This is a genomic window from Paraburkholderia sp. BL18I3N2 (assembly GCF_003001875.1).
Classification (GTDB): Bacteria; Pseudomonadota; Gammaproteobacteria; order Burkholderiales; family Burkholderiaceae; genus Paraburkholderia; species Paraburkholderia phytofirmans.
This window is the reverse complement of sequence record NZ_PVNC01000002.1, coordinates 168886-184447: the sequence shown is the minus strand read 5'-3', so window position 1 is coordinate 184447 and position 15562 is coordinate 168886. Positions and strand designations below refer to the sequence as shown.

Annotated in this window: 14 protein-coding genes; 2 read left to right on the top strand and 12 right to left on the bottom strand. The window is 63.0% G+C overall.

The genetic code is table 11. The features are described 5' to 3' along the window. Window positions 1–75: 75 nt before the first annotated feature. A complete protein-coding gene (locus B0G75_RS06785; RefSeq protein WP_012431532.1) occupies window positions 76–480 on the bottom strand; it encodes a MerR family DNA-binding transcriptional regulator in 405 nt (134 codons plus the stop codon). 187 nt (window positions 481–667) lie between these two features. On the opposite strand from B0G75_RS06785, the gene B0G75_RS06780 reads away from it, so the two are divergent. Next, window positions 668–1744 (top strand): MBL fold metallo-hydrolase, encoded by a 1077-nt coding sequence (locus B0G75_RS06780; protein WP_106302348.1) that lies wholly within the window; start codon window positions 668–670, stop codon window positions 1742–1744. A 78-nt stretch (window positions 1745–1822) separates the two neighbouring features. Here the strand turns inward: B0G75_RS06780 and B0G75_RS06775 are convergent, their stop codons facing one another. From B0G75_RS06775 to argS, 6 genes are all read right to left on the bottom strand, one after another. Beyond that, window positions 1823–3409 carry an ABC transporter substrate-binding protein gene (locus tag B0G75_RS06775; RefSeq protein WP_106302345.1) on the bottom strand — a complete coding sequence of 529 codons (1587 nt, stop codon included), beginning with the start codon at window positions 3407–3409 and terminating at the stop codon, window positions 1823–1825. Between the two features lie 267 nt (window positions 3410–3676). Further along, window positions 3677–4495: a cobalamin-binding protein gene (locus B0G75_RS06770; protein ID WP_106302342.1), complete on the bottom strand. Its 819-nt coding sequence runs from the start codon at window positions 4493–4495 to the stop codon at window positions 3677–3679. Between the two features lie 3 nt (window positions 4496–4498). Beyond that, window positions 4499–5278, bottom strand: a complete 780-nt coding sequence (locus B0G75_RS06765) for an SDR family oxidoreductase (protein ID WP_106302339.1) — start codon at window positions 5276–5278, stop codon at window positions 4499–4501. A 15-nt stretch (window positions 5279–5293) separates the two neighbouring features. Continuing rightward, window positions 5294–5932 (bottom strand): thiol:disulfide interchange protein DsbA/DsbL, encoded by a 639-nt coding sequence (locus B0G75_RS06760; RefSeq protein ID WP_106302336.1) that lies wholly within the window; start codon window positions 5930–5932, stop codon window positions 5294–5296. A 171-nt stretch (window positions 5933–6103) separates the two neighbouring features. Further along, a complete protein-coding gene (locus B0G75_RS06755; protein ID WP_106302333.1) occupies window positions 6104–6931 on the bottom strand; it encodes an SPOR domain-containing protein in 828 nt (275 codons plus the stop codon). Between the two features lie 61 nt (window positions 6932–6992). Further along, window positions 6993–8783, bottom strand: coding sequence for an arginine--tRNA ligase (gene argS, locus B0G75_RS06750; RefSeq protein WP_106302330.1), 1791 nt, complete (start codon window positions 8781–8783; stop codon window positions 6993–6995). A gap of 444 nt (window positions 8784–9227) precedes the next feature. On the opposite strand from argS, the gene B0G75_RS06745 reads away from it, so the two are divergent. Beyond that, window positions 9228–9554, top strand: a complete 327-nt coding sequence (locus B0G75_RS06745) for a DUF1840 domain-containing protein (RefSeq protein WP_106302328.1) — start codon at window positions 9228–9230, stop codon at window positions 9552–9554. A gap of 142 nt (window positions 9555–9696) precedes the next feature. On the opposite strand, the gene B0G75_RS06740 is transcribed toward B0G75_RS06745, so the two are convergent. From B0G75_RS06740 to B0G75_RS06720, 5 genes are all read right to left on the bottom strand, one after another. Next, window positions 9697–9900 (bottom strand): acid-shock protein, encoded by a 204-nt coding sequence (locus tag B0G75_RS06740; protein WP_106302325.1) that lies wholly within the window; start codon window positions 9898–9900, stop codon window positions 9697–9699. A gap of 159 nt (window positions 9901–10059) precedes the next feature. Then, complete coding sequence (metH, locus tag B0G75_RS06735; protein ID WP_181309188.1) at window positions 10060–12777, bottom strand: methionine synthase; 2718 nt, start codon at window positions 12775–12777, stop codon at window positions 10060–10062. An 87-nt stretch (window positions 12778–12864) separates the two neighbouring features. Continuing rightward, entirely contained in the window at window positions 12865–13935 is a 1071-nt protein-coding gene (locus tag B0G75_RS06730; protein ID WP_106302322.1) for a homocysteine S-methyltransferase family protein, read from the bottom strand. A 284-nt stretch (window positions 13936–14219) separates the two neighbouring features. Beyond that, window positions 14220–14477, bottom strand: coding sequence for a DUF3567 domain-containing protein (locus tag B0G75_RS06725; protein ID WP_007179533.1), 258 nt, complete (start codon window positions 14475–14477; stop codon window positions 14220–14222). Window positions 14478–14595: 118 nt separating this feature from the next. After that, on the bottom strand, window positions 14596–15384 hold the full coding sequence (locus B0G75_RS06720; protein WP_106302319.1) for an alpha/beta fold hydrolase: 789 nt from the start codon (window positions 15382–15384) through the stop codon (window positions 14596–14598). Window positions 15385–15562: the final 178 nt, after the last annotated feature.

Sequence of the window (15562 nt, the reverse complement as noted above, 5' to 3'; positions counted from 1 at the left end):
CATTCGCCTCATGTCGTGAAGACACCCGTGATTGTATCGTTCGGGTGCACCTGCGACGCATCGCGCCGCGCTTGTTCAAGCCGGCTTGGCTTCACGCGTGCCGCCTTCCAGCAGCGCGCGCGCCTGGGTTTCGTATTGCGCGAGGTCTTCGAGCGTCGCGTTCAGGTCTTCCAGCTGACGCTCGAGCACTTCGCGATGACGCGCCACCGTGGCGAGGAACGCGTGCAACTGCGGCACCGTGTCGGTCGGCGACTCGTACACGTCCAGCAGATCGCGAATCTCCGATAGCGTGAAGCCGAGCCGTTTGCCGCGCAACGTGAGCTTAAGACGCGTTCGGTCGCGGCCTGAATAGACGCGCCGCAAGCCACTCGACCCTTCGCGGCTCGGTGAGAGTAAACCCTGGTCTTCGTAGAAGCGGATGGCGCGCGGCGTGACGTCGAATTCCCGCGCGAGCTCGGTGATCGTGTATTGCGTGTTCATCGGGGCATTCCGTGGCCGGGCAGAAAATCGGATTGAACGATAGAATCGACGTTTACGTTATCGTCAACTTGAGTTGAACGCAACCAGGCGCAGTACGGCAGCGGTACCTCACTCGCGCGCCGCAACCACGCCGACCGGCAGCGCACACCTCGCCATGCCGGACGGCCGACGGAGGAAGACACTCACAATGAATGCACTCGAACATCAACTCGACTATCCGTTCGGCGACACCTTGCCGGACGCGGGCCGTGCGATGGAAGTCGCGCCAGGCGTGTTCTGGCTGCGCATGCCGCTGCCTTTCGCGCTGGATCACATCAACCTCTGGCTGCTACGCGATGAAATCGACGGGCAGCAGGGTTGGACGGTGGTCGACTGCGGCATTACCTCGGACACGATCAAGGAGAATTGGGAGAAAGTGTTCGACTCGGTGCTCGACGGTCTGCCGGTGCTGCGCGTGATCGTCACGCATTGCCATCCCGATCACATCGGCCTCGCGCACTGGATTTGCGCGGGCGGCGACAAAAAGCGCTGGGACGTGCGGCTATGGATGACGCTCGGCGAATACATGCAGGCCCGCGTCATGGCTGCCGGCGACGGTTCGAATGCGGGCGGCGAGGGCGCGGCGCGGCACTTCGCGCGGCACGGCGTGACCGACGAAGAGTCGCTCGAGAAACTGCGCAATCGCAAGAGCTATTACGCGAGCCTCGTGCCGGCGATTCCGGGGCAGTATCGCCGTCTGCGGGAAGCCGACGGCGTAACGATCGGCGGCAAGACTTGGCGCGTGGTGACCGGCTTCGGCCATTCGCCGGAACACTGCGCGTTGTTCTGCGAAGAGACCGGCGTGCTGATTTCCGGCGACATGGTGCTGCCGCGTATCTCGACCAACGTGTCGGTGTTCGATATGGAGCCGGAAGGCACACCGCTCGCGTTATATCTGGAGTCGCTCGGCCGTTACGAGACGATGCCGGAAGACACGCTCGTGCTGCCTTCGCATGGCAAGCCGTTTCGCGGCGTGCGTACGCGGATCCGGCAGTTGCGCGAGCATCACGACGCGCGTCTAGCCGAAGTGCGCGAGGCGTGCGCGGAGAAACCGCAGAGCGCCGCGGATATCGTGCCGCTCATGTTCAAGCGACAACTCGATATCCATCAGATGACGTTTGCGATGGGTGAAGCGCTGGCGCACTTGCATCTCCTGTGGCTTGCGGGTGAGTTGAAACGTAAGCAGGATGCGGATGGAGTGATTCGGTTTTGCCGGCGTGATTGAGGTAGCGCGGCGTTAAAAAAGCCCGGCGCTTTCGCAACCGGGCTTTCTTCCGCATACTGCACGTTCAAAGCAACGCTATTACTGCACCGACACCGCCCCGAAGTTCTGCCGCCCAAACGGACTCACGTGATAACCGCTCACGTTCGTGCGAGTGATCGCCGCCGCGGTCGGATACCCGAGCGGAATCCACAGCGCCTGATCGTGAATAATCTGCTGGGCCTGCTCATACGCCTTCGCGCGCTTGGCCTGATCCGGCGTTGCCTTGCCGTCGGCGATCAGCTTGTCCAGATCCTGATCGCAGAACCGCGCGAAGTTGATCCCCGACTTCACCGCATTGCAGCTGAATAGCGGCGACAGGTAGTTGTCCGGATCGCCGTTGTCGCCGGCCCAGCCCATGAAGAGCGAATCATGCTGGCCCTGCTTGGCCTGCTTGATCAACTCGCCCCATTCGATCACCTTCACGTCGGCTTTCACGCCGATCTTCGCGAAGTCGGCCTGCAGCAATTCGGCGCCGGCCTTCGGATTCGGATTCAGCACACTGCCGTTCGGTCGCACCCAGATCGTCGTTTCGAAACCGTTCGGATAGCCCGCGTCGGCGAGCAGTTTCTTCGCCTTCGCCGGGTCGTACGGCCATGCCTTCACGGCTTTGTCGTAGCTCCACGTGTTCGGCGGATACGGATTCACGGCCGGCGTCGCCGTGTTGTCGAACACGGTCTTCAGATATGTGGTGCGGTCGAACGCCATGTTCAGCGCGGCGCGCACCTTCTGGTTGTCGAGCGGTTTCTTCTGCGTGTTCAACGCGACAAACGCCGTCATGAACGCGGGCGTCTGCACGATGGCGAGTGATTTGTCGCCCTTCGCTTCAGCGAGATCCTGCGGCTTCGGCGACAAGGCGATCTGGCATTCGCCGGCCTTCACTTTCTGCGCCCGCACCGTGGCATCCGGCGTGATCGCGTAGATCAGGCGGTCGATCTTCGGCTTCGCGCCCCAGTAGGTCGGATTCACGTCGTACCGAATCACTGCGTCTTTCGTATAGCTCTTCAGCTCGAACGGACCGGTGCCGATCGGCTTCGAGTTCAGATCGAGCTGTTTGCCGGCCTTGAGCAACTGGTCGGCGTATTCGGCCGAATAGATCGAGGCGAAACCCATGGTCAGGATCGACACGAAGGTCGCGTCGGGCGCGTTCAGTTCGAACTTGACGGTGTTGTCGTCGACCTTGCTGATCGACTTGATGAGCTTCGGCAGACCCATCGACTGCGCATGCGGGAAGCCGCTCGCGCCCGCCACCTTGTGCCACGGGTTGCTGTCGTTGAGCATGCGGTCGAACGTGAAGACGACGTCGTCGGCATTCAGCGCGCGAGTGGGCTTGAAGTAGTCGGTGGTCTGGAACTGCACGTTCGGGCGCAGATGGAACGTGTAGGTGAGGCCGTCGGCGCTCACGTCCCACTTGTCGGCCAGCGCGGGCACCACTTTCTTCGCGGCCTCGTCGTACGAGACCAGCGAGTTGAAGATCACGTCGGCCGACGCGTTGGTCGTGACGAGCGAATTGAACTGCACGACATCGAAGCCGTCGGGGCTCGACTCGGTACAGACGGTCAGCGGTTTGGCGAGCACGAGCGCGGGCGCCGTGAACAGTACGGCGGCTGCGAGCAGTTTGAAGCGCATAGGATCTCCCATAACAAGCGCAGTCAGGCAGTGCGTCTGGTTGTGTGGTTATGTTCCGTTGACGAAGGACGGGCGGCCTTGCGGCGTAGCCGTCGTCTTTATTGTGATACGTTTCCGGCGCTGGCGCATGGGTCGACTAATAACGCCGACGCGGGCGCGGGCCTTCGCGAAAGCTTATCGAAGGGTGGTTGCGGCGACAACAACATAATCCGCATATTCATATGGCAGGGGCGGGCCAGGTTTAAGGTGCGCTCTCCCCGCACACGCTCAGGCCGCCGCAGCGCGCTGCAGCAGGTAAGCGATGCCTTCGATCGCGCGCACGCCGTACCACGACACCATTTCCCCATCGATCAACTCGATGCGCTTGCCGGCCAGGCGCGGGTCGCGTTTCAGTGCGTCGCAATGGACCTGCGTGAACCGATACGGCTCGCTGGAGAGCAAGATGCGGTCAACGTGGGCAAGCCACGGCGCGGTGCCGAAGTCGAGCGTCGGGTAACGCGCGGCACCTGCCGCGCCGCCTCGCACGTCCGGCAGTGTGTGCCAGTTCACTAGCCGCAGCATGGTCGAGATATAGGTGTCGCGCGCTACGGTCATCCACGGCTCGCGCCAGATCAGATACAGCACGCTCTGCGGAGCGAAGGCGTGCGCCGCCGCTTGGTGCAGGCGGGCTTCGAGCGCTTCGCTGAGGCGCTGCGCTTCCTGCGCACGATCGAAGATCGCGCCCAGCAGCGTATAGAGCGCCAGATTATCCCGCGGCATTTGAGGATGCGTCACGACGATATGCGGCACGAACGCGCGCAATTGCTCGACGGTATTGCGCTCGTTTTCGTCGATATTGACAATCAGATGAGTGGGGCGCAATGCACGAATGGCGTCGAGATTCACGGCCTTGGTGCCGCCGACCTTGCGGACCTGCTGCACCTTGTCGTGGGGATGCACGCAAAAACCGGTGCGGCCGACGATCTGCCTGTCGAGTCCGAGCGCGAACAGCAGTTCAGTGATGCTCGGCACCAGCGAAACGATACGCGCTGCGGCGCCTGCTGGTTCGTGCGCGACGCCGGCTGCATCGACCGCACGGGGTTGCATGGCTTACTCGGCTTCGGCGGCGGCGCGCGGCTTGCGCGGCGCGCGCTCGAAAGCGCGGTCGTACAGCCAGCGCGGCAGCACATGCAGCAGCATGGCCACCACGCGCATCTGCCAGGGAAACACCGCGAACGCCGTTTGACGCTCGATCGCCTGCGCCACCTTGACGGCGAAACGGTCGGCGTCCATCAGGAACGGCATGGTGTACGGGTTGTGCTCGGTCATCGGCGTGCGGATATAGCCGGGCGCAATCGTGACCACGCCGACATCATGCGGCCGCATTTCGACGCGCAACGCTTCCAGATATTTGAGCGCCGCCGATTTCGACGCGCTGTACGCGCCGGAGCCCGGCAAGCCGCGCACACTGGCGACGCTGGCGATACCCACCAGCGTGCCGCGTTTCGCGGCGACCATCGCGGCGGCGAACGGCTCGAAAGTCGCGACCATGCCGAAGTAGTTGATGTCCATCACTTCGCGGAAGGTGCGCAGATCGCCGTGACCGGTGACCGCGCCGCGGCTGATGCCTGCGTTGGCGATCACGACATCCGGCAAACCGTGCCGCGCGATGAACTGTGCGGCCGCTTCGGAGAGCGCTTCGGCGTCGCGCACGTCGACGGAAAAGATGGAGACGGTGTTTTGCGGATGGGACTGCTGGAAGGCGGCGAGGGCGTTGCCGCGGCGGGCAACCAGGCCGAGAATCGCGCCGCGCCGCGCATATTCGGCGGCGAGCGCGAGGCCTATGCCACTCGAGGCGCCGGTAATGAAAACCTTCAGGGGTGAACTCATTCCGGCGCCTCGGCTTTACATCTTCTTGGCGCGGACCTGGGCGACCAGGTAGTCCAGCACCTGGATCGTGCCTGGCAGGCTGTTGGTCGCAGCCGGGCCGGTTTCATACTTGCCCTGCACGGCCAGCGTCGGCACGCCGTCGATCTTGTAGTCGTCCAGCAGCTTCTTGTCCTTCTGCAGCGCGCTTTGCGTCGAGAACGAGTTGTACGCGTCCATGTACTTCTTCGGATCGACGCCGTTCTTCGCGAGGAATTTGGCCTGATCTTGCGGCGTCAGCAGGTAGTCCTTGTTGACGTGGATTTCGTTGAAGACCTTCGGCGTGAGTTGCGTGGCGAGGCCGAGCGCGTCGAGCGCGTGATACATCTTGGAATGCGGAATGAAGTCGTCGCGGAAGGCGACCGGCACGCGCTTGAACACCACGTCCGGACCTTGCTTCTTCACCCACGCTTCGAGGTACGGGTTGAATTCATTGCAGTGCGGGCAGCCGTACCAGAAGAATTCGGTGACTTCGATCTTGCCGGCGGGCACGTCGGTGGGCTGCGCGGTGGACAGCACGGTGAAATCCTTGCCCGACACCGGTGCGGTGGGCGATGCCTGTGCCGAGGCGGCAACGAGGCCCAGCGAGAGGAACAGAATGCTCAGCAGTTTCTTCATGTTGTGTGACCCAAGTAGGCGTAAAGCGGTGGCGCCACGCAAATGCCCGTCACCGTCTTCAAGATTCGGCGTTGAACGGTTTCAACCGTCCGTCGTGCTTGTGACACGCGCCGCACGCCGATAGTTCGGCGGCGGCGCGTTTCGGCAAATCACCGTGTATTTATTGTTGGCTTATTGCTTCGTGAAGCGGATCACTGCGGTATCCACGCCCGCGTCCGACAAACGCTGACGGCTCGAATTCATGTCTTCGAACTTCGAGAACGGCCCGATACGCACGCGATAATACGTGACGCCGCCGGCGTCGCGCTGGGTGACTTTCGATTCGAAGCCCTGGAACGCGAGACGCGCGCGCTGCTGTTCGGCATCTGCCGAGGTCTTGTAGGCGCCCACTTGCAGGAAGTAGCCGGTGTTCGCATCGCCCGGCGCGGGCGCCGCGCCGGAACCCGGCTTGCCATTGGCGGCCGTGGTGGACGAGCTGCTCTTCGGCGCCGAGCCTGCCGCGGTGGCGGCCGGTGCGCTGGAGGCCTGCGGCTTCTTCGCCGGCGTGGTGGCCGTGCCGTTGCCGTTATCCTGCGCGGGCTTCGGCGCGACCGCCGTGCCGTTCGCACTGCCGTTGTTGCCGCTGTTTCCGTTAGCCGGCGGCACTTCGACGATCTGCGGTTCTTCCAGCATGCCCGACTGCGTCTGCGAGTTGGTCTGGCCCGGCGCGGTGTTCGGCGGCGCGGGTTGCGCGGCTTGCGGCACAGGCTGACCCGGCGTCTTGCCTTGCAGCGGACGGTTCGGATCGTATTGCGGCTGACTCGCGCCGGAATCCGACGCCGCGGGCGGCGCCACTTTCGAGACGAAGGGCGTAGGCGCACGGGTGATGTACAGCGCAACCACTACCGCGATCGCAAGGCCAACGATCAGGCCCAGCACGATGCCGAGAAAAGTTCCCCCGGTTTGTTTCGATTGCTTTGTTGTGCGGCGTGGTTTTGCCATCGTATGAATCACCTGCAAAAAGAATCCTGGAACGGCCGTCGATTATAACGACGGCCGCATGCATGTTGCGCCGGAGGACTTACATCTTGACGGGAGCGGAGACGCCAATCGTCGCGAGACCATTGGCCAGCACCTGACGCGTGGCCGCGAGCAGTGCGACGCGTGCATTGCGCTCGGCCGCATCGTCGACCAGCACGCGCTCGGCACGGTCATTGTAGAACGAGTGGAATTCCCCGGCGAGGTCGCGCAGATAGAACGCGACCGCGTGGGGCGCAAGTTCGTCGGCGGCGTGCTCCAGCATGTCCGGGAATTCGGCGAGCTTGTTCAGCAGGGCCATGGCGCGTTCGCTGGTGAGCGGGGAGACGTCCACGTCCGCCAGCGTGCTTTCGTCCGTGTTGTAGCGCGCCTTGCATTCGGCGATGACCGAGCAGATCCGCGCGTGTGCGTACTGCACGTAATGCACCGGATTCTCGTCGTTCTGCTTCAGCGCGAGGTCGATGTCGAACACGAATTCCGTATCCGCCTTGCGCGAAATCAGGAAAAAGCGCACGGCGTCGCGGCCACGGCGGATCGTTTCCTCGTCGATCAGATCGACGGCGGCTTCCGAGCCCGGCGTCGCGCCGCCCGACCATTCGATCAGGTCGCGCACTGTCACATAGCTGCCGGCGCGCTTGGAGATTTTCACCTCTTCGCCGTTGCGCATGACCGTGACCATCTTGTGCAGGATGTAGTCGGGATAGCCCTTCGGAATGCCGACGCCGAGACCTTGCAGGCCGGCGCGCACCCGCGCGATCGTGCCGTGGTGGTCCGAACCCTGAATGTTGATGACCTTGGTGAAGCCGCGTTCCCACTTGGCGACGTGATAGGCGACGTCCGGCACGAAGTACGTGTAGGTGCCGTCGGTCTTGCGCATCACGCGGTCTTTGTCGTCGCCGTCGTCGGTCGTGCGCAGCCACAGCGCGCCTTCCTGCTCGTAGGTTTTGCCGGCGGCGATCAACGCCTCGACGGTCTTTTCGACCCGGCCTTCCTTGTACAGCGACGATTCCAGATAGTACTGGTCGAACTTCACGCCGAACGCCTGCAAGTCCATGTCCTGCTCGCGGCGCAGATACGCCACGGCGAAGCGGCGGATCGCTTCGAGGTCTTCGACGTCGCGCGCGCCGGTGACCGGCTCGCCGTCGCTCGCGGCCACGGTCACGCCGTTCAGATAGTCTCGCGCGATCTCGGCGATGTACTCGCCGTTGTACGCCGAAGCCGGCCAGCCTGCGTCGCCGGGAGCCAGGCCGCGGGCGCGCGCCTGAGTCGACAGCGCCAGCGTCTGGATCTGCACGCCGGCGTCGTTGTAGTAGAACTCGCGATGCACGTCATAGCCTTGGCTAGCCAGCACGTTCGAGAGCGCATCGCCGAGCGCGGCCTGACGGCCGTGGCCGACGTGCAGCGGGCCGGTCGGGTTGGCCGAGACGAATTCGATCAGCACATGCTTGCCGGCGTCGCGCTGCGAGCGGCCGAAAGCCTCTTTCTCGGCGAACACGGCCGCGATCACCGCCTGCTTGGCAGCGGCCGCGAGGCGCAGGTTGATGAAGCCGGGGCCGGCCACTTCAGCGGCTTCGACGAGGCCTTTGGCCTGCGGTTGCGCGAGCAGCGCGTCGACAATCTGTTGCGCCAGCTGGCGCGGATTGGCGCGCAGCGGCTTGGCGAGTTGCATCGCCACGTTGCACGCAACGTCGCCGTGCGCGGCGACCTTGGGACGCTCCAGCGTGATGGTGGGCGACACGAACGCGGCTTCGCTCGCGCCTTGCGAGGCGGTCGCGACCTGCTTCACTGTTTCGGCGAGCAGGGTTTCGAGAGTATGTTTATGTGCAGGCAGCATGCTTGTTGCGAGTCCAGTGAGGCAATCCGGTGATGCGGGAGAGGCGCCGGCCGCGCGCGAGTCGCAACCGGTTCGTCAGAAGCGTGGAAAGCGGCATGCAGTTGCCGAGGCGTGGCGAGCAATGCGCGCGGTATCAGGCACGTTGCCTGCAACACATCGAATGCGGTGCAGGCGGCCTGCCGCGGCGTCGACTGCTTGCGGCAGACCGCGGCGGTACGCGGGTTGTGCGCAACCGGCCAGCCAAGTTATTCGCCCCTCGCCGCGCGGTGCATTGCGGCACGCTTTTCCGTCCAGACGGATTTTAGCAGGTGCTAATATGTTCAATGAGATGCCCAACAAGGGCCGTGGCCGCCGCGCCTGATCGGCGAGCCAACGTAACGCGCGCTGGCAGCCGCCGTTCAGCCGCTCGCGCGCCAATCCAACATAACGAAAAAGGGAACAGTCATGTTGATTACTTTCAAATGCCACGCCAGCCCGGACGTAATGATGCTGGAAAATCTCGCCCAGTATCTCGTCGGCATCGTCGGCAAGCGGCTGGGTGAACGCGGCGTCATCACTCACGACGAACTGGGCCCGGCCATCGAGAAACTCGAAGCAGCGATTTCCGTCGACAAGCAGGAGCGTGCCGAGCACGACGGCCATTTCCACGAAGGCGAAGAGGGCCACGAGCATCACGAAATTCCGCCGGGACTCGCGCAGCGCGCGTATCCGTTCCTCGACATGCTGCGCGCGGCGCAGAAGGAAAACGCGGATATCGTCTGGGGTCTCTGATCCCGCGTTGAACCGCTGTGCGCGGCGTTTGAAAGAGCCGCGGCACCCGGCGGGGCGAGACCTTGCGCACCAATGAAAAGAGCCCGCTTGTGCGGGCTCTTTGTCGTTCAGAGATCCAGACTAACCGGTGCTGCCGTGCTGCTTACTGGCTCGCGGCGTCCGCCGGCGCGGCTGCGGGAGCCGACGCACCCTTCTTCGCTTTCTTCGGTTTCTTGACGTGTTTCACCGTGGGCGGCGAATACGAACTCACCGAGCTGGAACCGCCGGGCGCGGCGGGCTGGGCCAGCGCCGCGGTGGCGCCGAGGGCAAGCGAAACAGCGGTCAACAACAGCGTCAGCTTCTTCATACGATTTTCTCCGTTGACGATTGCAATTAGTAAGCCGACGCGTTTTGGCCGCGTCTGGCGGGGTCAAGCCGCCTCAGTCTACAAAGCCGAAAATTACGTTGCCGCAAATATTCAGTCTTTCGAGCCCGATATAGTGGGGTTCCCGCCACGCCCGACGGCTTACAGCAAAGGCGCCAAGGCCCGCTCCGCATCGGTTTTCGACAGTGACATGCGCTTTGCGTAGTCTTCCAGCTGGTCCTGGCCGATCTTGCCGACCGAGAAGTAAGTGCTGTCCGGATGCGCCAGATAGAAACCGGAGACGCTCGCCGCCGGCAACATGGCCAGCGATTCGGTCACGCTCATGCCGATTTCGGTGGCGTGCAGCACGTCGAACATATCGCGCTTGACGAGGTGATCCGGGCAGGCCGGATAGCCGGGCGCCGGTCGGATGCCGTGATACTTTTCCGCGATCAGGTCGTCGTTGGAGAGCGTTTCGGCGTTCGCGTAACCCCACAGGTCGCGCCGTACGCGCGCATGCAGCGCTTCGGCGAAGGCTTCGGCGAAACGGTCGGCGAGTGCCTTGAGCATGATCGCGCTGTAGTCGTCGTGGTCCTTCTCGAACTGCTTTTCCTTCACGTCGACACCCAGACCCGCCGTCACCGCGAACATGCCGATGTAGTCGGCCACGCCCGAGTCCTTCGGCGCGATGAAGTCGGCGAGCGACCGGTTCGGCCGCATCACGCCGTCCACCACCGGACGCACGCTCTGCTGGCGCAGATTGCGCCATGTGAGCGCGACTTCCGAGCGCGATTCGTCCGTGTAGATTTCGATGTCGTCGTCGTTCACGGTGTTGGCGGGCAGCAGCGCGATCACGCCGTTCGCTTGCAGCCAGCGGCCCTGGATCAGGCGCGCGAGCATCGACTTGCCGTCCGAGAACACGCGCCGCGCCGATTCGCCGACGATCTCGTCGTTCAGAATGGCCGGATACGGGCCGGCCAGATCCCACGTCTGAAAGAACGGACCCCAGTCGATATAGTTCGCCAGTTCGCTCAGATCGAAATTCTTGAACACGCGGCGGCCGATGAACTTCGGCTTGACCGGCTGATAACTCGCCCAGTCGACCTTGGTCTTGTTGGCGCGAGCTTCGGCCAACGTGACCATGGGCTGCGCCTTCTTGTTGGCGTGCTGAACGCGGATCCGCTCGTAATCGGACTTGAGTTCGTCGAGATACTTCGACGCGCCTTCGTCGGACAGCAGGCTCGACGCCACGGAGACCGAGCGCGACGCGTCCGGCACATAGACCACCGGCCCTTCGTAATGCGGCGCGATCTTCACGGCGGTATGCACGCGTGAAGTGGTCGCGCCGCCGATCAAGAGCGGAATCTTCTTCACGCGGAAGTAGTCGTCGCGCTGCATTTCCGAGGCGACATACGCCATTTCTTCAAGGCTCGGCGTGATCAGCCCGGACAGCCCGATGATGTCCGCTCCTTCGACCTTCGCCTTCGCGAGAATGTCGTTGCAGGAGACCATCACGCCCATGTTGACCACTTCGAAGTTATTGCACTGAAGCACCACCGAAACGATGTTCTTGCCGATATCGTGCACGTCGCCCTTCACCGTGGCGATAACGATCTTGCCCTTCGCGCGCACGTCGGCGCCGGCCTCGGCGAGCAGCTTCTTTTCTTCTTCGATGTACGGAATCAGATGCGCGACGGCCTGCTTCATCACGCGCGCCGACTTCACCACTTGCGGCAGGAACATCTTGCCCTGGCCGAACAGGTCGCCGACGATGTTCATGCCGTCCATCAGCGGACCTTCGATCACGTTGATCGGGCGGCCGCCATCAGCGGCGATCTTGGCGCGCACTTCTTCGGTGTCTTCGACAATGAAGTTGATGATGCCGTGCACGAGCGCATGCGACAGACGCTTCTCGACCGGCTGGTTGCGCCACTCGAGGTTCTCTTCCTTCTTTGCGGCGCCGGTCTTGAACTTGTCGGCGATTTCGAGCAGCCGGTCGGTGCCGTCTTCACGACGATTCAGCACGACGTCTTCCACGCGTTCGCGCAACTCCGGATCGAGGTCGGCGTACACGCCGAGCTGGCCCGCGTTGACGATGCCCATGTCCATCCCCGCCTGGATCGCGTGATAGAGGAACACGGTGTGAATCGCCTCGCGCACCGGGTCGTTGCCGCGGAACGAGAACGACACGTTCGACACGCCGCCGCTCACTTTCGCGTACGGCAGGTTCTCTTTGATCCAGCGCGTCGCGTTGATGAAGTCGACCGCGTAGTTGTTGTGCTCTTCAATACCGGTTGCGATCGCGAAGATGTTCGGATCGAAGATGATGTCTTCCGGCGGGAAGCCGACTTCGTTCACGAGGAAATCATACGAGCGCTTGCAGATCTGCGTCTTGCGCTCGAACGTATCCGCCTGGCCCTGTTCGTCGAAGGCCATCACCACCGCGGCCGCGCCGTAGCGGCGAATCAGGTTCGCGTGGTGACGGAACGCTTCTTCGCCTTCCTTCAGCGAGATCGAGTTGACGATCGCCTTGCCCTGCACGCACTTCAGGCCGGCTTCGATCACTTCCCACTTCGACGAGTCGATCATGATCGGCACGCGCGCGATATCCGGTTCCGACGCGATCAGATTCATGAAGCGCACCATCGCCGCTTTTGAATCGAGCATGGCTTCGTCCATGTTCACGTCGATGACCTGTGCGCCGTTTTCGACCTGCTGGCGCGCGACCGCGACTGCGTCGTCGAACTGGTCGTTCAGGATCATTCGCGCGAACGCCTTCGAGCCGGTCACGTTGGTGCGTTCGCCGACGTTGATGAAAAGCGTCCCGGACGTGACGTTGAACGGCTCGAGGCCGGAGAGGCGCATGGTGTGATCGGTCATGGCGTATGTGCTCGATTGCTGCGATTAAGTGCGTCGTGTTCGATAGCGCAGGTGCGGCGGCGCCTGCTCAGCGAGGCGCCGCTCGACTCAGGCGGCGTCGCGGTATTGCGTCGGCCATTGGCGCGGCTTCACTTCGGCCAGCGCCTGGGCGATCGCCGCAATATGCTCCGGCGTCGTGCCGCAGCAGCCGCCGGCAATATTCACCAGCCCAGCCTGCGCGAACTCCTTCAACAAGCCCGAAGTATCCGCAGGCAGTTCATCAAAGCCCGTATCGCTCATCGGATTCGGCAAGCCCGCGTTCGGATAGCACGACACGTACGTGTCGCACAGCTTGGCTAGTTCGGCGATATACGGCCGCATCAACGCCGCGCCCAACGCGCAGTTCAACCCGAACGTGAGCGGCTTTGCATGACGCAGCGAGTTCCAGAATGCTTCAACCGTCTGCCCCGACAGAATGCGGCCCGACGCATCAGTGACCGTGCCCGAGATCATGATCGGCAAACGCTCGCCGGTGTCTTCGAACAGTTCGTCCAGCGCGAACAACGCGGCCTTCGCGTTGAGCGTGTCGAAAATGGTCTCGACGAGGAACAGATCGGCGCCGCCGTCGAGCAAAGCCTTGGCTTGCTCGTAGTAGGCGGCGCGCAGTTCGTCGAACGTCACGTTGCGCGCGCCCGGATCGTTCACGTCAGGGGAAATGCTCGCGGTCTTCGGCGTCGGTCCGATCGCGCCGGCGACGAAGCGCGGCTTGTCGGGCGTCGAATACTTGTCGCAGGCGGCGCGCGCCAGTTTCGCCGACTCGAGATTCATCTCGACGGCGAGGTCTTCCATGCCGTAGTCCGCCTGAGCGACGGTGGTTGCACCGAACGTGTTGGTTTCGATGATGTCCGCGCCCGCCGCCAGATACTGCTCGTGAATCTCGCGGATGATCTGCGGCTGCGTAATCGACAGCAACTCGTTGTTGCCCTTGATGTCGCGCCCGTAGTCCTCGAAGCGTTCGCCGCGATAGCGGGCTTCGTCGAGCTTGTAGCGCTGGATCATCGTGCCCATTGCACCGTCCAGGATCAGGATGCGCGACTTGAGCAGCGCGGGCAGCGCCGTGCCGCGCGTGTAGGCGGCGTCGGGGCGGACTGGCGTGGCGGTTTGAGCGGGCTGGTTCATGGCGGACGAGGGCTTGCGCCGGCTTTTTCGGGAAACCTGTCATTGTAGCCGCTGCCAGACGGATCCGCCCGGCGCGGGGTGAGCGGCCGCCTCTGGCTGGCGAGGAACACCGCATGTTCAGGAGCGGCAAAGCGGCGTGACAAAGAAAACGGCCCAGCGAGGCAAAAGCCTGCTGGGCCACTTCATATTGCCGACCGACTTGTAAAAGCCGCCTGTTTGCCCAGTTACGGGGCGGGCGGCGCGGCCGATGTCTGTCGCCAAAAACGCTAAGCCGAACCTCGCGGTTAGTGAAGAATCACCGGTTGATGCATCAGGCTGTCGAACTGGCCGAGGAATTCGTCTACTTCATCCAGCGACGGTTCCTCTTCGATCAGCTTCTGCACGTGCTCGCGAAAACGCGCCGCCATTGCTCCGTCGATATAGATCTCACGCTGCATGTTTTTGTCGACGATCTCGTAGCCGCCTGACTTCATAGCCAGCGGGCCTTCCTGCGGCGGAAACTCGACGACACAATAGTTGGGGCTGTTGTAGATCATTTGCATGGCGACACTCCTTATTTCCGTTGGCTCCTGGCCATTCCTGCGCCATAGGTGGAGCGTATGGTTTGGAATTCAAGGGGTGGGTCCGGATTGACGCACGTCAAAGTTCCGAACCTACCGGTTAGACCGGCCTTTCAAGAAACGTTTCAAGCAGGGCAGCAAAACGGTGAGATTGCTCGATGGGCGCGAGATGAGCGGCATCCAGCAGTTCGAAACGTGCGCCTTCGATGGCGTCTGCTATTGCCTGTGTAGAAGCAGGCGGCGTGCCCGTGTCGTGGCGGCCCGCCACGGTCAATGTTGGGCATCGGATTGCTCCCAGCTTACTGCGTACGTCGAAATCGCGCAGGGCTTCGCATGCCATGGCGTAGCCTTCTGACAACGTGTTGGTCAACACGTCGCGGATCTGCTCGACTGCTTCGGGGTGCGCGGCCTGGAAATCGGGGGTTAGCCAGCGGCTCAACGTCGCGGGTACGAGCGACGCCATCCCGTCGCGGCGGGCCGCCGCCGCACGTTGATCCCACGTGGCGCGGGCTTCCGGCGGCGTGCCGCCGCTGCTGTCGGCGATCGTCAAACTATCGACGCGCCCGGGATGATCGAGTGTGAATTGCTGCGCGATCATGCCGCCCATCGACATGCCGACCAGATGCGTAGTGGGTGCGCCAAGAGCATCGAGCAGCGTGGCGAGATCGTGTGACAGATCGGCGATGCTAAACGGCGCGCCGGACGCGGCAGTCTTGCCGTGACCACGCACGTCGTAGCGCAGCACGGTGTAGTCGTCGCGGAAATAGCCGGCGAGCTGGTCCCACACGGACAAATCGCCGCCGAGTTGATGGATGAACGTCAGCCAGGGGCCGCCGCCTTCGTTGCTCAGCACATAGCGCGTCTCGATACCGTTGATGTTCACTTGCATGCGGGCTCCTTGGAAGGGGAACGCAGTGGAAGGTCCATTCGCGCGCTGGGGGCTGCCTGGCACTTGCTTACCGGGCTGATCTATATACGCAGCATAGGCGCGAACGGTTGCAGCAGATGGTGCGAGTCGGCCCCGATGCAGAAGTTTCGCCGAACCGATGGAAACTCTCTTCAAGTTC